Below are 19,283 nucleotides of genomic sequence, written 5' to 3'. Positions count from 1 at the left end.
ACGCCTGATATCTCTCGCCGAAATTCGGACCTACACCGCACCTTGACCGCATCATAAGCGTCAGGACGCAATGCAACATGTCCGCCGCCCAAATGTCATCAAATCGACCCGAAACGGACCGGAAATCGCAACTCGCTCCATTTAACGCGATGCTGCAAGTGCGAAATTGCGCGCTGCTTTGGGGATATTGGGTCATGAATATTTTGCACACGCGTTCGCGCGCCTGCCTGCTAGGCAGTGCCGGCCTGCTCGCTCTGGTAGTAAGCGCGCCCGCTTTTTCGCAGACGCCCACGCCCGCAGCAGACCAAGCGGCGCAGGTCGATGGCGAGGCAACGTCCATCGTCGTGACCGGTGTTAAGGCTACACGCTCTGCGACCGCCATTACCACAACCGAAATCCAGAAGATCCTGCCGGGCGTTGCGCCGTTCAAGGCGATCCAGACCCTGCCGGGTGTCATGTATGTGACTGCCGATCCGTGGGGCAACAACGAGCAGAACGCCTCGCTCTTCATCCATGGCTTCAGCGCTCAGCAGTTGGGCCATACCCTGGACGGCGTGCCGCTGGGCGATCAGAGCTACGGCAATTTCAACGGCCTCTCTCCGCAGCGCGCTATCATCTCCGAAAATGTCGGCAGCGTCGTTGTCGCCACCGGCACCGCGGAACTGGGCATCGCGTCGACCAGCAACCTGGGCGGCGGGATCGAGAATTTCTCCAGCGATCCGCGCCAGCAGATGGGCGCACAGTTGAACCACACTTTCGGCAGCTACGGGACGGCCCGCACATTCGTTCGCCTCGACAGCGGCGAGTTTGGCGACGGCAATAGCGGCTATGTCTCGGTCCTGCGCCATCGTGCGCGCGCCTGGGATTTCCGCGGCAAGCAGAAGGGCTGGGCCGCCAACGCCAAATTCGTCCATGACGACAGCAATGGCAAGCTGACCGCCTATTTCAGCTATTCCGACAAGCAGGAACCCAATGAGGACGCGACCACCGTCTTCAAGAACCCTACCAATGCGGCGCAGGCCTATCAGCCCTATACCCGCCCCTTCTTCTACCCCGATTTCGCCGGCGCGGTCGCTTATCTGAACGCCAGCGGCAATGTGCCGGCCGCCGAGGCGCAGAATTATCGCAACTATTACAGCGCCGCGATCCGGACCGATTATCTGGGCTACATCAAATATCAGGCCCATCTGTCCGACCAAGTCGACTGGTCGAACCAGGTATATTATCATAATAATGACGGCGCGGGCATCGTCGCCGGACCGATCACGGTCGCGGGCCTGCCCAACCTGTTCTCGCTCTATTTCCCCGGCCAGAATCTGAAGACGGCCACCGGCAATTCGGGCTATGCGATCCGTACCACCGAATATCGCATCGATCGCGGCGGCATCCTGTCCTCGATCGACGCGACGTTGGGCAACCATCAGATTCAGCTTGGTGCGTGGTACGAATATAACAGCTCGGCCGCCTATCGGAACTGGTATGCGCTCAATGTGACCCGGCCGCAGGACTACAACCCCTATTCGCTGCCGCCGCATGATCCGCTGTTCACCCAATATGCCAGCGAGATGCGCACCAATGTTCTGCAACTTCATGTGCAGGACAGCTGGCAGGTCACGCCCAGCCTGCTGGTCCAGGGCGGTTTCAAGTCCAGCCTGCAATTTGCCAGCGGCACCTTCCCGGTCCAGCCGATCATCGGATCGCTGCCTGGTTCGGCAAGCGCCCTGCCCGAAGGCGAGATCAACACCAAGCGCTGGTTCCTGCCCGCGATCGGCGCGAAGTGGGACTTCACCGACAGCGAGCAGGTCTATGTCAACGTGCAGAAGAACCTGCGCCACTTCCAGCCTTATGGCGGCGGCGGCGTCACGCCGTGGAGCAGCGGCAGCCAGGCGGCATTCGACAATCTGAAGTTCAATGGCCGCCCCGAAACCTCCTGGGTCTATGAAATCGGCCTACGCAGCCGCCGGACCATCGACAGTTCGTTCCTGACCGGGATCGAAGCGCAGGTGAACTATTATCATGTCGATTTCAGCGATCGCCTGCTTGGCATCACGCCTCCCGGCGCGATCGGCGGCATCGGCGGCAGTGGCATCAGCGGCGGCACACCCGCCGTGTTCAACGTCGGCGGCGTGAAGACGGACGGTATCGACGCGGCGCTGACGCTGCGCTTCGGGCAGGTCTTCTCGCTCTACAACGCCGTGTCCTACAACCGCTCCATCTACGACAGCGACTATAGCACTATCACTGGCGCCGCGACTGGCACGCGGATCGGCGGCATCGCGACCGTGGGCGGCGTCGTGCCCACCGGCGGCAAGCTGATCCCTGTCAGCCCGAAGTGGATGAACAAGACGGTTGCGACGCTGACGCTCGGCGATTTCGATGCCCAGATGATCGGCGACTATGTCGGCCGCCGTGTCACCACCTTCACCAACGATGCATCGGTCAAGTCGGTGTTCCAGGCCAGCGCCCGGATCGCTTATCGCCTGCCCGCCAGCATGGTCGGCCTGCAAAAGGCGGAGATCAGCCTGAACGTCACCAACCTGTTCGACACGACGGGTGCATCGACGGTGCAGGCGAGTGCGAACACCAACAATTACAATGTCTACCCAATCCCGCCGCGCCAGTGGTTCGCCACATTGTCGGTGAACTACTGATGCAGGACAGGTCGGTATCCCGCCGTTCGCTGCTTCAGGCGGGTGCCGGCCTGACCGCCGCATTTGCGACGGATGTGGGGGCAGCGATCGCCGCCCCTGCCCGTCGCAAGGGTCCGCCGCTGCTCATCGCCCATCGCGGCGCATCGGCGCTGCGCCCAGAACATACGCTTGCCGCCTATGCCAAGGCGATCCAAGACGGGGCCGACTATGTCGAGCCTGACCTGGTCGCTACGAAGGACGGCGTGCTGGTCGCGCGGCACGAGAATAATATCGCGGAAACCAGCGACGTTGCCGCCCGGGCCGATTTTGCCGCGCGCAAGACGGTCAAAACGATCGACGGCGAGCGACAGGAAGGTTGGTTCACGGAGGATTTCACCTTCGCGGAACTCAAGACGTTACGCGCGAAAGAGCGGCTGGGCGCCATACGGCCCGAAAGCCAATCCTATGACGGCGCATTCCAGATCGTGTCGATGGAGGAAATCGCCGATTTCGTGGCGGCCGAATCCGCCGCGCGCGGCCGGACCATCGGCCTGATCCCGGAGATCAAGCATTCCACCTATTTCGCAGGCATCGGCCTGCAACAGGAGCAGCGGCTGATCGATATCATCGGCAAGAGCGCCTATCTGCAACGCGCGCCGTTCGCCATCCAGTCGTTCGAGGTCGCTAATCTACGCGCGTTGCGCGGCAGGATCGGCGCCTATCCCAACATCCAGCTGGCCCAGTTGATCGGCGACCCGGCCCAGATGCCGGCCGATGTGCAGGCGGCGGGCAACAAGCGCTTCTATCGCGATATGCTGACGCCCGCAGGTCTTTCCGAAATCGCCAGCTATGCAGATTATCTTGCGCCCCATGTCCGGATGATCATTCCTGTGGACGAGGATCAGCGCCTGACAAAACCCACGGGGCTCGTCGATGCCGCACATGCGGCGGGCCTTCTCGTCAGCATCTGGACCTTCCGCCCGGAAAATCAGTTCCTGGCCGCCGATTTTCGCAGCGACAAAGGCGTTTCCGCGCGCAACGAAGAAGGCAGCATTGCAGAGATGCAGCGCTATCTTGCAACGGGTGTCGATGCGATCTTCACAGACGATCCGGCTTTGGGACGGCGTGCGATTTCCTAGGATAGAGAGAATAAAAACTGCCTATTCCAAATTCACCTCTACCGGTCATTTGATCGCCATCTGGACTGGCCAGCCACAGCAAGTCCACTTCTCTTGACCATCTGCAAGCCCGATCGCAGTTTCGGATCTTCGCGCCGCTTGTGGTCGAATTGCAGCCGTTGGTTGCGCCACCCGAGCCGGCGCGCGCAGTTGCTCCCAACGTCGATCGGCTTTCCAGTCACGTCAGGCCTGATTGGGAAAGCCTGATCCTAGTGCATCTGGAACCCGGCCCGCGCCCGTGCAATTCGTCAGCAGGGCACCGCCCATATATGCTTCGGCGTGAACCGCGTCCGCATGGTGCCATCCTCTGCTATCGTCGGGGAATCGTGATCTTTCGACCTGGATCAGGCCGCACTCGATATGCTCATACGTGCCCAGCCCCTGCCGGCAATTCCCGCCGAGAGCCTGATGTCGTCGAGCTGACGATCCTCGTCGCTTTCAGCCTGCGGTGATCCATGCCATCTGAAGCTGCCACGGTGATGGATAGGCGTCGGCAATGAAGCCGCCTCGTCACCTAGCGCTACCTCCGGCCCGTTTGGCTGCCGATATCGACCGATCTCTTCTACCCGTCAGGACAAATGCGCCATAATGACAAGGCGCCACCTGCCAAGGCATTGGCAGATGGCGCCTCACCGGGCGACCCGAAGGCTGGAGGCCCCGCATAAGCGGAGCCACCTTCGGCCGGTTTTTAGAAGCTCATGCGAACGCCCATCGCATAGGTGGCGGGCGCACCGACCATACGCGACGCGCCGTTCATTTCGGGATAATAGACTTCGTCCGTGATGTTTCGGCCCATGGCATAGATCGACCAGCCATGCGGCGATTCCAGCTCGATCCGGGCATTGAGCAGCGTGTAAGCCGGCGAGGTGTTGCCGACGACCGCGTTCAGGCGGTTCGATTCCTTGCCATGATGGAAGATGTTGGCGCGGCTCTTTAGCACCCAGCCATCACCGAATCTGTAGCTGTGGACGAGGCCGACCCGACCGGTCCATTTCGGCGCACCGGGCAGCGGATCGCCGACAGTCGCGGTCACATCGGCGATGCGGTTGGAATTAAACTCGGTGATCTTCGAATAGAGATAGGTGCCCGATGCGTCGAAATCGAGTTTGTGCCCGCCGCTGTTCAGCAGGTTGACGTCCAGTGCGGCTTCGAAGCCGCGGGTCTTGGCCTTACCGACATTAGTGCGGCCGTTGGTGTCATTGTCGAGGCGCGTCGTCGCCTGAAGATTGTCGAAATCATTGGCGAAGGCGTCAAGCGACAGACGGATCGGCCCTTTATAATAACGCACGCCCGCTTCATAAGCCCAGACCGTCTCGGACTGGAACGGCTCCGTCTCGGCCAGCGTCATGATCGACGTGCCATCAAAGCCGCCCGAACGATAGCCGCGCGCGACCGACGCGAAGACATTCAAATCGTCGGTGATGAACCACTGCGCGGCAGCACGGCCGGACAGGTCGTCATCCTTGAACTGCTTGTCCCACTGAAAATTGGGCGTCGTCGCGAAAAATGTGGCGTAATTGGATATGCCCCAAGGGTTATCGTCGATGTTGCGGCCCTGCGAATCCACATCGTCCTTGGTATAGCGCAGGCCCAGCGTCAGCTTGATCTTGGGCAACAACTCATAATCAGCCTGACCGAACAGCGCGGCGCTACGGCGGCGCTGATTATGGACATTATGATATATGGTCCGCGCGGCCCAGCTGGTCCATTGGCTCTGATAGTCGATCTTGTCGCTCATGTAGAAGCCGCCGATCAACCAGTTGAAACGCCCCTGCTGCTCGTTGCGCAGGCGCATTTCGAGCGATGCCTGGCTCAGATCTTCATCGAACAGATATTCATATTGGGGATAGGGCGTGCCATCGCCATTGCCGCCGATATTGCGCTGGCTCGACTGCCAGCCGGCGACCATGTCGAAGCGGGTGGCATCGTTCAGCAGGTGCGAAAATTGTGCGGACGCGCCTTTGATGTCGATCCGTTGCTGAAAATAGGCCCGCGAATAGAAGCTGTAGGGGTCTTTATCTTCGCCGGCATTGAGAACACTGCTGTCCTCCGCTGCGCTGATGCGGTCATATTGACGGGCATCGCCACGGTCGCGACTGGCAAAGGCCTTCAGCGTCAGACTGGTATCTGGACCGAAATCGATATCCACCGTACCGCGCGCGGCAAACAGATCCTTGTCGCCAAAGCCCTTGCGTGCGCCCGGATCGTTGATCGCAGGCACCTGTCTCTGGACCACGCCGCCGACGCTCAGTTGCGCGCCCGCCAGATCGCCCGCGCCCTTCCCGTTCATGAAGCCGCCGCCCTGATCGGTCATCACTGCCAGTCGCACGCGCATATTGTCGCTGACCGGACCGCCGATCGCCGCTTCCGCGCGCAGGCTGTCATAGCTGCCATAACGCACATCGGCATAGCCGTCGAACGTGTCGCGGCCGCCGCGCGTGATCGCGTTGACGACGCCGGCCGTGGTGTTGCGGCCATAGAGAGTGCCCTGCGGCCCACGCAGCACCTCGATCCGCTCCAGATCGAACAGAGGCATGCCGAGATAGGCGTTGGAGCTTTGATAGACGCCGTCCACATGAAGGGCGACCGACGGGCTGCCATTGGGCTTGTAGTCGTCGGCGCCGCCGATCCCGCGGATGGTCAGCAGGCCATAGCTTTCGCCGCCCGTGCTGTAGTTGATCGACAGGCCCGGTACTTCATCGACCAGACTGGCGAAATCGGTAATCTTGCGTTCTGCCGCTTCCACGCCCGAAACGACGGTGATCGCCTGCGGTACTTTCGACAGGTCTTCGACCCGCTTTTGCGCGGTGACGATGATGTCACCGCCACCCGCAACGCCCGCCCCCGCTTCGGCAGCCGACAATTCGGTCGGCGCCTTGGCGACGGCGAGCGAGATCATCGCCGCGCCCTCGTAGGAAATGGCCACGCCTCGTCCGGCGATCAGGCGGCGCAGCGCCTCGGCACGGGAAAAGCGCCCCTTGAGCGCGATCGAGCGGCGACCGGCGATGGCGTCATAGGGGAAGACCATCTGCACGCCGGCCTGCCGACCGAACTCGTTCAGCGACGTCGCCATATTCTGCGCCGGGATGTTGAAGGCGATAGCGCGATCGCTCGCGGCACTGGCGGGCGCCGCGGCGAGGATCAAGGGTAGTGCGACGACATGAAAACTCATTATTGCCCTCCGATGGAAGCGTCTCTCGGAGGATGGGATGGGTGGGCGCGGCACGACCTCTATCGCAGCTGCAAAAAAATTATCAGCCGGCCGTGAGGGTAATGGCTCCATTTTCGCTGCGCTGCGATCGGATGCCGAACGACGCATGCAATGCGGTCAGCAGATCATTGGGGTTGGTGGTCGTAAAACGCCCCCCCAGCCGAATGCGCGACAGCGCCGGATCGGCGATGACGATCCTGGGGTCGAGATAGCGATTAAATTCGGCCACGACGAAGTCGAGGCTCTCGCCTTCGAACACCAGTTGACCATCTTTCCAGCTGCGCGCCCGGTCCAGCGTTACCGGGTCGGCCGGTCCGATAGCCACGTTCTGGCCGATCACGCGCGCCATCGCCCCTGCTGTAAGCCCATCGCCCCGTACGCTATCGGCCATGCCATTCAGCACGAGAAAGTCGAAGGATTCAGGTTGCTGTCGCGCATTGAAGCTGCCGGTGCCGAGTGTGAATCGTGCGCTTCCTGCCTCCAATGTCAGCTTGCCGCGCAGCGAAGCCGGAACCGTAAGGCCGATCTCGCCACGCTCCAACCAGATGCGGCTTTCCCCCTTGTCGATCCGCCAACTGATCCGCGTGCCTGTATTAAGTTCGATCCGGGTGCCATCGTCCAGCACCAGCGCGCGCCGTTCACCTATCGCCGTTTTGGCATGTTCGCGCGCAGTGGCGCGTACCGCCAGCAGCGCGCCGGCGACCGACGCACCACCGGCCAAGACGCCGGCACGCAACATCCCACGGCGGTTGATGGCGGTGGGCGCCGGTTCGGCCGGACGGTCCTCGACCGCGCGTAGACGCTCCACCTGCTCGAAGGCATGAGCCACCTGGGCAAAGGCGATGGCATGGCGGGGATCGGCCGCACGCCATTGTTCGAAAGCCTGCGGCGTGACCGAGCCTGCATCGAGCGCCGCCAGCCAGCCGGCGGCTTCCTCCATCATTTTCTCTGGTGTCGGTGGCGTTGCCATAAGCGCGAAAACGGGGCCCTTTCTTCCTGCGGTGGCGCTTCCTGCATCGCATAGGCAAGAATGGCCAGCCCTTTGGCAAGATGCTTCTCTACAGTAGAGACCGACAAACCCATCCGCACCGCTATATCGCCCGGCAATAATCCTTCGATCCGCCGCATCTTCACCACCGCGCGCGCCTGTGGCGGCAATTGCTCCATCAGCGCGATCAGCCGTGCCAGCTCCATATTGCCCGATAGCACTGCAAATTGATCCGGCGCGCTATCGGCAATTTCCATCGCTTCCATATCGGCCAGATGCTCGAACCGCACGACGGTGGCGCGACGATGACGTTCATGCGCCAGATTGCGGATGATGGTGAGGACGAAGCTGCGGGGATTGACGATCTCGCGATGATGCGACGCATTGATCGCGCGGGCATAGGCCTCCTGCACCAGATCCTCGGCCTCGGCCGTGGGGACCAGCCGAGCCGCCTGCCGCCGGAAAGCGACCCGGTGCGGCAATATCTCATCAATGAACCAGCGGTCTACATCCCTCAACCAGGTCACGGCGGCTTCCCCCTTCAGATGAGCGGGGCGGTTAGTCAGTCGGCATGACAATATCGGGACAATATCCACATTCGTCGGGGGTCGCTGTCGCATTACTGTCAAACGCCGCCGATAGGGCCGCCCGATGCAAGCCTCTCCCTGGCATCGCCGCGCCGTGCTGGGCGCCATGGTCGCGCTTGGCGCCACGCCGCTCCGGGTGCTCGCCGCACCCTTCACTGCGCAGGCCGACCCCTTTGCGCTCGGCGTCGCCAGCGGCGATCCATCCCGCGACGGCTTCGTTTTGTGGACGCGCCTCGTCGGCCCCGACGCCCACCCTGTTCGGGCCGGATCGATCCCGGTCCGTTACGAGGTCGCCGAGGATGAAGGATTTCGCAACATCGTCCGGACCGGCGCATTGAACGCGCATCCCGAGGCGGCGCACAGCATCCATCTCGAACTGACCGGACTACGACCGGGGCGCCCCTATCATTATCGCTTCCATGCGCTTGGCGCGACCAGCCCGGTCGGGCGTACCGCAACCGTGCCGGACCGCACCAACCGGTTGCGGCTGGCGCTCACATCCTGCCAGCATTGGGAATTGGGATGGTTCGGCGCCTATCGCGACATGCTGGCGGGCGATCCCGACCTGATCGTGCAGGTCGGCGACTATATTTACGAAACATCCTATCCCGACCAGCCCAAGGTCCGCGATTTCGGCGCGCCCGAACCACGCGATCTGGATGGGTACCGCGCCCGCTACGCCCTCTATCGCACCGATCCGGATTTGCAGGAAGCGCACCGGCGCGTGCCCTGGCTCGTCACATGGGACGATCATGAGGTGCTGAACGATTATGCCGCGCTCGCCAATCGAGAGGGGCTACCTCCCGAAATTTTCGCGGCGCGGCGAGCGGCGGCCTATCAGGCCTATTTCGAACATATGCCGATCCGCCCCAGCCTGTGGCGCTCCATGGCCAGCCCGCGCCTCTATCGTGGGGTGGACTGGGGCGAACTGGCATCGCTTTCCATGCTCGACACGCGCCAATTCCGGTCCAACCCGCCATGCGCGGCGCCGTCGGTAGCCCGCAACGTCCGGCTCGATCATTGCGCCGAACGGTTGGCGCCCGATCGGACCATGCTGGGACAGGCGCAGGAGGCATGGCTGGCTCAGCGCCTTTCCCAAGAGCGGCGCCCTTGGACTTTATTGGCGCAGGGCGTGTTTTTTGCGCCGCTGGCGCTCGATGGCGGGGGTGACGCTGTCTATAGCGACCAGTGGGACGGCTATGTCGCAGGCCGCTCACGGCTGCTGGATCAGCTCGCCCGCCCCAATGTCCGCAATCCCCTAATTCTAAGCGGCGACGTCCACAGTTTTTGGCTGAATGATCTGCATCGGGCGGATGGCACCCCGCCAGTGGCGACCGAAATCGTCACCTCCGCCCTTGCTGCCCAATCGCCGCCAGCCGGCCGCTTCGGCGAGGTTCGCGCAAATAACCCCCACATCCGCTTTCATGACCTGAACCATAGCGGCTACGTCCGCATCGAGATCGAACCGACGCGACTAGTGGCACAATTTCGTGCACTGAATCTGAAATCGGCCCGGGCAAAGCCCAAGATCCTGCAACAGGTGGAACAGGATATCAGGTAGGCGACAACTGCATTTAGCCCGGCTAAAAGACATGAGCGACCAGGCGTTAAACTGATCGCTCATCATGTCTTCTCTCAAGCCAGCATACGCAGCGATGGTTCGCGGTCATAGAAGCGGAGAGCCGCCGCCTTGACGAACGCTGCATCGACCCCCGTGACGCCCGCGTCGGGCACCACGCCGGCCTTGTCGAGCAAGGGCTGCGCTGTCTCATTCGCGCCAATCGCCTTGAGATGGCCAAAGGCGTTCATCACAAATTCGACCGCCGCGCCTTCGTTCAGCAGCGTCGCGCAGCCCTCCTGCGACACTATGATCGCCACGGCATCGAAAATCTGACTCGGCGATCCTGCCAGCTGACCATCGGCCTTCTGCTGCTTGCCGTTGGAGAGCTTTGCGCCACCGACTTTGGGCGCGACGATCACAGCCTTGCCCTTGGCTTTTTCTACTGCCGTGACGATTGCTGCCAGTTCGTCCGCATCGCTGCCGTCCGCGATCAGAATGCCGACTTTGCGCCCCTCAAGCGTCGCCAGCATATTCTTATGGATCGAAAGTGCGTCCGAAGGCGGCATGTCGATCGGCTCCTTGGCGGCGGGCGTCTTTTTCGGCAGATCGATCGCTAAGCCGTCCGCAACCCGGCTCGCCAGGTCTTCGTCCACATTGCGTAGATTGGCCACCATCCGGCCGGGCACCTGATCGAGCTGTGCCACCTTCGAGAGTTCGAACACGAAGGACGAGGCGATATGGGCTTGTTCACTGATCGTCTGTGAACGGTAGAATAAACGCGCCTGACTGTAATGATCGGCGAAGGTTTCCGCCCGCACGCGCAGCTTGTCGCCGCTCTCTTCAGGGCCAGTGGCGGCGTTTGCCGTTACAAAGCCGACGTCCGGGCTTTCGCGCGGTCCACCTTCCTCGCCATGCGCCGCCAGGCTGTTGGGTTCATAATTGGCACGGCCCTTGGGCACCATCGTCTGCATTTTTCCGTCCCGCTGGAAATTGCCGAACGGACAGCGCGGTGCGTTTACCGGGATCTGATGGAAGTTGGTGGTGCCGAGACGTGAATTTTGCGTATCCAGATAGGAGAAGAGCCGGCCCTGAAGCAGCGGATCATTCGAAAAATCGATGCCTGGCGGAACATTCGAGGGCAGGAATGCGACCTGCTCGGTTTCGGCGAAGAAATTGTCGACATTGCGGTTGAGCGTCAGTGTGCCGATCAGGCGCACGGGCACATCCTCTTCCGGGATGAGCTTGGTCGCGTCGAGCACGTCATAGGGTTGCGCCTCGGCAAACGCCTCGTCGAACAATTGGATACCCAGATCCCATTGCGGGAAATCGCCGGCGTCGATCGCCTCGAACAGGTCGCGGCGCTGATAGTCATTGTCCGCCGCCTGGAGCTTCAGCGCTTCGTCCCAAATGGTAGACTGAATCCCAAGTCGGGGCTTCCAGTGGAACTTGGCCCAGTCGGCCCGAAGCTGCGATTTTGGCCAGGTTGAAGAACGAACACTGAACGCTTGATTGATTCTACCAGGACCGTTGCTGACCACCGACCTCGTAGATATCGGCTTCCATGGAGCAATTGTAGCTCTCTGCGATGTTGAACATCTCGGAGAGGAGGCTTTGGATTTCCTCATCAAGGGAAATGCCATCCGGATCGGGGTCATAGGCGACGGTCAGTTTGTAATCACAATTGCCGTTTTTTACCATGGCGTAGTCGCGTTCCAGCATCGCCTCAATCCGCTCCCGAGCGGGTTTTCTACCTCTTCCACGCTTGTTGAAGTTCTCGATAATCAGATGCAGGGCGATGCTGGCAGTGGGCGGCTTTTCCGGCAGTTTGGTCTTTGACGGAATAATGTCGAGCGCCCGATAGACGGTCATTCGTGAGACCTTCAGGTCGCGGGCAACGCGGGCCTTGCTGGCGCCGGCGGCAAGGCGACGGCGGATTTCATCGTCATCGACGTTCTTCTTCCGGCCTTTGTAAACGCCTTCGGCGCGCGCCGCTTCGATCCCGGCGCGCTGACGATCCTTGATGAACTTCAGCTCCATATCGGCGACCATGCCGAGTATGGTGATGACCATTCGCCCCATGTCGCCCGCCGTCGTCACCTCTGGCTCAAGGATGCGCAGCGAAGCTCCCTTTTCATCAAGCTCATGCACCAGGTTCAGGACATCGCGCGTGGAGCGGCCGAGCCGGTCGAGCCGCAGCACGACCAGCTCGTCGCCGGTGTGCATAAACTGCATGATCGTTTCCAGTTCCGTGCGCCCGCTCCGCGAGGCCCCCGATCCGGTCTCGGAACGGATAATTTCGCAACCTGCATTCTTGAGGCGGCCAATCTGGATATCCAGATCCTGGTCCGTGGTGCTGACGCGGGCATATCCGATACGAGCCAAGTGCAAAATCCGTCACATTAGGGTGGCTCTTGCAGTGTATCGTCACATTGAGCGCAAACCCACCGGGGCTGTTGAAAAAGGCCGGGTGAGCCGATCGCGTTCCTAACGGGTTCCCTGCTTCGACACATCGGGAGCAGCGGCCATGATGGGTGAGCAACAGCGAGGCGGCAAGGGCGCAAGTTGGCGGGCGCTAGGAGCGATGATCCCCGCCGATCACATCCTACGCAGGATAGACGGACTGATCGACCTGGGTGAACTGCGCGATGCGCTCGCGCCGCATTATAGTCGCCGTGGGCGTCCCTCGATAGCGCCTGAATTGCTGGTCCGCATGGCGCTTATCGCTCGCCTCTATGGCATCACGTCGGAACGCCGGCTGTGCGAGGAAGTCCGCTTCAATCTCGCTTATCGCTGGTTCTGCCGATTGCCGCCCGACGCGCGGGTGCCGCACCACTCGACGTTTAGCAAGAACCGGCATGGCCGCTTCCGCGATGCCGGCATCTTCCGCATCCTGTTCGAGCAGACTGTTCGGCGCTGCGCCGACGCGCGGCTGATCGCCCACAAGGATGCCGCAATCGACGCATCGTTTGTCGCGGCCGACGCAAGCTGGCAGCGCAAGATGCGGGACGCCGACATAGCCGCGCCCCGGCTTCCCCGCCCGGTTTGCGAATGGCTGGCGGATCAGGCCAATGCTCCACCGCAGGAACATGGCGTGCCGCGTGGCAAGCCGGCCGAGGTGTCACGCACCGATCCGGCGTCGGCTTGGTCTGCGCGCACGGCGCGGGGCCGGTTCGGCTATGCCCTGAATATCCTGATCGACACGCCGGGAGGGGTGACGATCGACGTGGAGGCCAGTCCCGCCCGCTTCGCGGCGGAAGTCGATGCGGGGCGGACCATGCTGGCACGGGCCGATGATCGGTTCGGCTACCGGCCAAAGCGCGTCGCGGCTGACACCGCCTACGGCAGCGCCGCGTTCCTGGCGTTTGTCACCGATCGCGGCACCATCCCGCATATCCCGGTGCTGGAACGATCCGAACAGACCAAGGGCAAATTCCCCCGCGAAGCCTTCCGCTATGAACGGGAGCAGGACCGCTATGTCTGTCCTGCTGGCAAGATACTGCCCTTTCGTGGTGCCGATCGTCGGGCGGGCTTTCTCCGATACAGCGCCAGTCCCTCCGACTGCCGCGCCTGTCACCTCAAACGGAAATGCACCGCAGGCAGCAACAGGTCGGTGACGCACAGCGAACATGAGGACGTGCGCGAGCTGGTGCGCGGCGAGATGCAGACGCCCCTATTCAAGCGGTCGATGCGACTGCGTCGGGGCGTCGAGCGGGTGTTTGCCGATGCCAAGGGTAAGCGGGGGCTAACCCGTTTGCACCTTCGCGGCCTGCGCGGTGCCGAGGAAGAGTTTCTGTTGGGCGCGGCCATTGCCAATCTCGTACTGCTGGCCCGCCCCGCCGCACGACCGGCACGGACCCGCCGCCCGCCCCCGGTGCCGGAACGGATCGATCACATGGCCCGGATCAGCCGGGGCCGGTTCGAGCAATCTTACTACGCGACGATCTTCTGACACCAATTAGCCAGGTTCGCGCTCGGCCGCAGGGAAGTGGCGATAGAAGGTGGAACGGCCGACCTGTAGCAGCTTCGCGACCTTCGCTGGTTTATCGCCGGCCTTGAGCAGCTTGCGGGCGGTATCGAGCATGTCGGGCGTCATGACGGACTTGCGGCCCCCGCCCGTGCCGCCCTTGGCCCGTGCCGCTGCCAAACCAGCAATCGTCCGTTCCTTTATCAGTTCTCGCTCCATCTCCGCGACGGAAGCGAGGATATGGAACAGCAGCCGGCCCGATGGGGTGGCCGTGTCGAACCCGTCCGTCAGGGATCGGAAATCAATCTTGCGAGCGGACAGGTCCGCCGCCAGTTCGATCAGGCCCCCAATCGAACGGCCAAGGCGATCGAGCTTCCATATCACCAGCGTATCGCCCGCCCGCACGAAATTGAGAGCTTCGGTCAGGCCGGGACGGTTCAGCTTCGCGCCGCTCACCTTGTCGGTGAACAGCTTTTCACAGCCAGCCTTGGTCAGCGCATCGGTTTGTAGCGTCAGGTCCTGATCGGAAGTCGAGACACGCGCATAACCAACCAGCATGAGTCCCGTTATCCCATCTCAAACAGCGAATTTCGGGACTTATATTTCGGGAACATATTTTGGGAAAGCCCCAGCGGGGATAGGGCGTGTTTTTGTGCCGGTGCCGGTCTTCCCGTTGGAGGTTCCTAATCGGGAAAGCGCTCAGGCGCACAACCGATGACTAGGTCATAGCTTTCGGGCATGAGCTTCTCTTCTGTCCAGTGTCAGGTAGTTGCCCTTCGAGGGGTGCTCTCAAGCGCAGCAGCTTGCCGTTGATCCAGATGCGCGTGCTTCCTGAATCGGAGGACAAGGCACGTCTCCGAACGAGCAATAAACGCAGCAATCGCCGGCATTGGGGCGTAGCACCGCAGCGCAGCCCTTACAGTCGTAAAAGAACTGGCATGCATCGGTCGGCATTACGTCGGTCGATTGATGACCACACTTGGGGCACGTCAAAGTGGAAGAAAGCAACATCACAAAATCCAATCCATCAGAGTTGGTTCGATCGAGTCCCAGATAACGGTCAATCCGACCAGCACTGTTGCCGCGATGAGAAGGCCAACAGCGCGGGGCGGGCTGGCGTCCGTCGTGCAGGTCTCCCCCGGCGCGCAAGCTGTCTCGCGCTTACGCCACCACATGATCCACGCGACCACGAGCGCGACGACGCTAAGCACCAGAAGCGGCGTGCGGATGCTTGCCAGTTCGGCGAGGCTTCCGGCAAGCCCAGCCCCCACGCCGATCGAGGCAAGCGCGAGCGGCAGGACGCAGCAGGCCGCTGCTGCCGTAACCGCGCCTAGACCCAACGCAGCCGCGATTGATGCGGCTCCTTTGACGGGCGGCTTACCCGGTGTTGAGGCTCGCCTTGTGGTGGCGGTATCCGTCATTATCCGTTTCTCGACGGGGCCGGATTGCTAAACCGTCGCCCTGGTGGGGAAACCAGATCAAGGATCGAAACTCCGATCATGAGCACCAGTCCTGCATAGAGCACCCACTCCGCTCGAATGCCGTGAAGCGACATTAGCAGGGCGGCAATGAGGACAAGGACCGGTCCAGTAATACCCAGAAACAGGCGAGGCCAAGCTTTGTGACGAAGTCCGCTACTGAGGTTCGCCGCCAACACGATGAGAGCGGAAAGCGGCAGTATGTATCGAATGAAGGGGCCTTCATACCGGGTCAGGAAGCTTAAACCGATTCCGGCACCGAGGCTGCCAAGAGCCGGAAAGCACGCCGCACAGCCAAGGGATGCGATGATCGCGCCGACTACGCCGGTTTTATCAGCCGTTCGCGCTAGAGAGTCTCCTGTAGGCACAGCCGTTCCTTTCACCCATTCCGCCGAAGCAACTCACCGCGCTCGCCTTGGCTTCTCGACAAGCTTGTTGTCACTGCGCCATATGCACCCTCCAGTAACTGTAGGGTCAAGGGCATGGCTCTGAAAATCGGCGATCTTGCCAAGGCGACAGGCACCAAGGTGCAGACGATCCGCTATTATGAAGAAATCGGTATGCTGCCCGCGCCGGCGCGCACGGAGGGAAACTACCGAACCTATGATGCAGGCACGCTGCGCCGGCTGTCGTTCATTCGCCGCTCGCGCGACCTCGGATTCAGCCTCGACCGGGTGCGCGAGCTGCTAGCTTTGGCAGACCATAGCGATTGGTCCTGCAACGCGGTCGAGACGATCGCGCGCGAGCACCGGGCGGCGATCGAGCGCAAGATCGCCGACCTGTCAGCCCTAGATGTGGAGTTGGCACGCATTATCGAGCGATGCGGTCACGGCACCGTTGCCGAGTGCGGCATTCTTGAAGCTTTATCTCCCGCCTAAATTCAATTCGGAAAGGCACCCGCTATCCTGAAATCGATTCCTGGCGAGAAAGCCGCCTGACTGCTTTCCTCCCCGGCGCGGACATTCCCGAAACTCGATCCCATGCGAGACGGGATCGCTATGCGTTGGGGTGTCATTCCGCCCCCAACCGGACCCGGCCACCAGCGGCGCATTTTTCAACAGCCCCGCTCCTTTTCGGGGCGGGGCGCACGGGATTTGCGCGAATGGATCGCTCGGGAAGCCGAGGCAGCGACATCGAATGAGGATCTTGCCCGTCGCTTCGTTGCGGAGTGTCGCCGCACCCGCACGATCCTTCCCGGCTCCTCGACGATCGAGCGCCTTTGCGCCGATGCGCTGGTTGAGGCCGAGCGCCGGATCGAGGATCTTATCGCCCATCGCATCACGCCAACCCTGAGCGAGAATTTGGCTCACCTGTTGGAGGATACGGTGGATGGTCGCGTCACGCGCTTCGTATGGCTGCGACAGTTCGAGGTTGGCGCAAATTCAGCAGCCGCTAACCGGCTGATGGATCGACTGGAATATCTTCAAAGGTTCGATCTTCCGGCGGATTTGCTGGACGGCGTGCCGGCGCATCGTGTGACCCGGCTTCGCCGGCAGGGCGAGCGCTATTACGCCGACGGCATGCGTGATCTGCCCGAAGACAGGCGGCTTGCGATCCTCGCTGTCTGCACCCTGGAATGGCGGTCATCGCTGGCCGATGTCATCGTGGAGACCCACGATCGCATCGTAGGCCGTCTCTATCGGGCCTCCGAACGCCTTTGCAACACCAGGATCGCCGACGAAAAGGCGGCCGTTCGGGACACGCTGAAGTCCTTTGCCGAAATCGGTGGTGCTTTGCTTGGAGCGCAGGACGATGGCACGGCCCTGGACGGGATAATCGCCACCGGGCCTGGCTGGGAACGGTTCAGAACCCTTGTCGCCACGGCCTCCGCGCTGACCAACGTGCTCGCGGCCGACCCGCTCAGCCGTGTGCTGGACGGCTATCACCGTTTCCGCCTCTACGCGCCCAGGATGCTGCGCCTGCTCGACATGCAGGCGGCGCCGATCGCCACGCCTCTTCTGGCGGCCGTTGCGATGCTGCGTAACGGGATCAAGGTCGATCCGCCGGTGGATTTTCTACGTCCCAACTCGAAATGGCATCGTCATCTTCGCGCTGAGCCCAGCGGCGACCACCGGCTTTGGGAAATCGCGGTGCTGTTCCACATCCGCGACGCCTTCCGGTCCGGTGACATATGGTTGGCGGGATCGCGCCGCTATGGCGACCTCAAGCAGCTTCTGGTCCCGCCACAGGCGATAGAGCAGACCGCGCGGCTCGCCGTGCCGCTGCGACCCGGCGAATGGCTGGCCGAGCGCAGGGCTCGACTGGATACACGGCTGAAGGAGTTTGGCCGCGCGGCGCGAACCGGCACGATCCCAGGCGGCATCATCGAGAACGGCAAGCTGCACATCGACAAGCTGAGGGCCGACACGCCCGAAGGGGCCGAGGATCTCGTGCTCGATCTCTATCAACAGCTCCCGCCCGCGAGGATCACCGATCTGTTGCTGGAAGTCGATGAGCGAACCGGATTTTCCGAGGCGTTCACGCATCTGCGCACCGGCGCGCCCTGCAGCGACCGGATCGGCCTGATGAACGTGTTGCTGGCGGAAGGCGTCAATCTCGGTTTGCGCAAGATGGCGGCGGCGACCAACACGCACAGCTTCTGGGAATTGCTGCGGATCGCGCGCTGGCATGTCGAAGGCAGCGCCTATGATCGGGCGCTCGCCATGATCGTGGAGGCCCACGCCGCCCTGCCCATGGCCGCCTTCTGGGGACAAGGGCAATCGGCATCCAGCGACGGGCAGTTCTTCCTTGCTACCGAGCAGGGCGAGGCGATGAATCTGATCAACGCGAAATATGGCAACGTCCCGGGCCTCAAGGGATACAGCCATGTGTCCGATCAATATGCGCCGTTCGCAACCCAGGTGATCCCGGCAACGGTCAGCGAGGCTCCCTATATCCTGGACGGGCTGCTCATGAATGACGCGGGCCGCCGCGTTCGCCAGCATTTTGCCGACACGGGCGGCTTCACCGATCATGTGTTCGCCGCCTGCGCCTTGCTCGGCTACAGGTTCGCCCCCCGTATCCGCGATCTCCCTCAGAAAAGACTCTATGCCTTCACGCCCAACGCGACGCCGGCCAATGTGCGAGCGCTGGTCGGAGGTAAGATCAATGAACCGCTCATCGAGCGCAACTGGCCCGACATCCTGCGCATCATGGCGACGATCGCAGCGGGGATCGTCGCCCCCAGCCAGATTCTTCGCAAGCTCGCCTCTTACCCGCGCCAGAATGAGCTGGCCCTCGCATTGCGAGAGGTGGGCCGCATCGAGCGAACCCTGTTCATGATCGACTGGATTCTTGATGCCGGCCTCCAGCGCCAGGCTCAGATCGGCCTCAACAAGGGTGAGGCCCACCACGCCCTAAAGCGCGCCATCAGCTTCCACCGCCGAGGTGAAATCCGGGATCGATCCGGCGAAGGCCAGCACTATCGCATCGCCGGAATGAACCTGCTCGCCGCCATCATCATATTCTGGAACACCATGAAGCTCGGCGAGGTCGTCAATACCCGGGCCGCCAGCGGTACCCATATCGCGCCTGATCTACTCGCCCACGTCTCGCCGTTGGGATGGGAACACATCAATCCAACCGGGGAATATCGCTGGCCCAAATCCTTAGCGTAGGATTCCGCCCCCTCCCGCAAACGCCCCCTACGATTGAGAAGCGCGGCGGAATCTCTTAGATTGATCGCT

The 19,283-nt window shown here is 62.0% G+C and carries 13 protein-coding genes and 2 pseudogenes; 6 read left to right on the top strand and 9 right to left on the bottom strand.

Annotated elements, in window-relative coordinates:
• Nucleotides 1–194: 194 nt before the first annotated feature.
• Nucleotides 195–2,651 carry a TonB-dependent receptor gene (locus U0025_RS25090; protein WP_004212911.1) on the top strand — a complete coding sequence of 819 codons (2,457 nt, stop codon included), beginning with the start codon at nucleotides 195–197 and terminating at the stop codon, nucleotides 2,649–2,651.
• The gene (locus U0025_RS25085; protein ID WP_004212909.1) at nucleotides 2,651–3,769 is read left to right on the top strand and encodes a glycerophosphodiester phosphodiesterase; all 1,119 of its coding nucleotides are present in this window, start codon (nucleotides 2,651–2,653) and stop codon (nucleotides 3,767–3,769) included. Before U0025_RS25090 ends, U0025_RS25085 begins: the two co-directional genes overlap by 1 nt.
• A gap of 727 nt (nucleotides 3,770–4,496) precedes the next feature.
• Here the strand turns inward: U0025_RS25085 and U0025_RS25080 are convergent.
• From U0025_RS25080 to U0025_RS25070, 3 genes are all read right to left on the bottom strand, one after another.
• Entirely contained in the window at nucleotides 4,497–6,980 is a 2,484-nt protein-coding gene (locus U0025_RS25080; protein WP_004212907.1) for a TonB-dependent receptor domain-containing protein, read from the bottom strand.
• A gap of 82 nt (nucleotides 6,981–7,062) precedes the next feature.
• Entirely contained in the window at nucleotides 7,063–7,959 is an 897-nt protein-coding gene (locus tag U0025_RS25075) for a FecR family protein (protein WP_004212906.1), read from the bottom strand.
• A complete protein-coding gene (locus U0025_RS25070) occupies nucleotides 7,959–8,702 on the bottom strand; it encodes an RNA polymerase sigma factor (RefSeq protein WP_122129196.1) in 744 nt (247 codons plus the stop codon). The genes U0025_RS25075 and U0025_RS25070 overlap by 1 nt, the downstream gene beginning before the upstream one ends.
• On the opposite strand from U0025_RS25070, the gene U0025_RS25065 reads away from it, so the two are divergent.
• The gene (locus tag U0025_RS25065; protein WP_004212902.1) at nucleotides 8,659–10,155 is read left to right on the top strand and encodes an alkaline phosphatase D family protein; all 1,497 of its coding nucleotides are present in this window, start codon (nucleotides 8,659–8,661) and stop codon (nucleotides 10,153–10,155) included. The two genes, U0025_RS25070 and U0025_RS25065, sit on opposite strands and share 44 nt — an antisense overlap.
• A gap of 74 nt (nucleotides 10,156–10,229) precedes the next feature.
• Here U0025_RS25065 and U0025_RS25060 read toward each other — a convergent pair.
• Nucleotides 10,230–11,672: pseudogene (locus U0025_RS25060) on the bottom strand (catalase); the annotation flags it as partial.
• Complete coding sequence (locus U0025_RS25055; RefSeq protein ID WP_004212898.1) at nucleotides 11,671–12,537, bottom strand: recombinase family protein; 867 nt, start codon at nucleotides 12,535–12,537, stop codon at nucleotides 11,671–11,673. The gene U0025_RS25055 and the pseudogene U0025_RS25060, both read right to left, overlap by 2 nt.
• A 142-nt stretch (nucleotides 12,538–12,679) precedes the next feature.
• On the opposite strand from U0025_RS25055, the gene U0025_RS25050 reads away from it, so the two are divergent.
• On the top strand, nucleotides 12,680–14,104 hold the full coding sequence (locus U0025_RS25050; RefSeq protein WP_004212896.1) for a transposase: 1,425 nt from the start codon (nucleotides 12,680–12,682) through the stop codon (nucleotides 14,102–14,104).
• Between the two features lie 6 nt (nucleotides 14,105–14,110).
• On the opposite strand, the gene U0025_RS25045 is transcribed toward U0025_RS25050, so the two are convergent.
• From U0025_RS25045 to merC, 4 genes are all read right to left on the bottom strand, one after another.
• Complete coding sequence (locus U0025_RS25045; protein WP_004212894.1) at nucleotides 14,111–14,677, bottom strand: recombinase family protein; 567 nt, start codon at nucleotides 14,675–14,677, stop codon at nucleotides 14,111–14,113.
• Between the two features lie 231 nt (nucleotides 14,678–14,908).
• Complete coding sequence (locus tag U0025_RS25040; protein ID WP_080604536.1) at nucleotides 14,909–15,130, bottom strand: GDCCVxC domain-containing (seleno)protein; 222 nt, start codon at nucleotides 15,128–15,130, stop codon at nucleotides 14,909–14,911.
• Nucleotides 15,130–15,540 (bottom strand): hypothetical protein, encoded by a 411-nt coding sequence (locus tag U0025_RS25035; RefSeq protein WP_080604535.1) that lies wholly within the window; start codon nucleotides 15,538–15,540, stop codon nucleotides 15,130–15,132. The genes U0025_RS25040 and U0025_RS25035 overlap by 1 nt, the downstream gene beginning before the upstream one ends.
• Nucleotides 15,540–15,965, bottom strand: a complete 426-nt coding sequence (gene merC / locus U0025_RS25030) for an organomercurial transporter MerC (protein WP_080604534.1) — start codon at nucleotides 15,963–15,965, stop codon at nucleotides 15,540–15,542. The genes U0025_RS25035 and merC overlap by 1 nt, the downstream gene beginning before the upstream one ends.
• A 114-nt stretch (nucleotides 15,966–16,079) precedes the next feature.
• Here merC and U0025_RS25025 point away from each other — a divergent pair, with 114 nt between their 5' ends.
• Both U0025_RS25025 and U0025_RS25020 read left to right on the top strand, forming a co-directional pair.
• Nucleotides 16,080–16,475 (top strand): MerR family transcriptional regulator, encoded by a 396-nt coding sequence (locus U0025_RS25025; protein WP_004212893.1) that lies wholly within the window; start codon nucleotides 16,080–16,082, stop codon nucleotides 16,473–16,475.
• A gap of 186 nt (nucleotides 16,476–16,661) precedes the next feature.
• A pseudogene (locus tag U0025_RS25020) lies at nucleotides 16,662–19,214 on the top strand (Tn3 family transposase); the annotation flags it as partial.
• Nucleotides 19,215–19,283: the final 69 nt, after the last annotated feature.

It is taken from the genome of Sphingobium yanoikuyae (genome assembly GCF_034424525.1).
Lineage (GTDB): Bacteria > Pseudomonadota > Alphaproteobacteria > Sphingomonadales > Sphingomonadaceae > Sphingobium > Sphingobium yanoikuyae.
The sequence above is the reverse complement of the archived record's forward strand: the minus strand, read 5'-3'. Positions and strand labels throughout refer to the sequence as shown.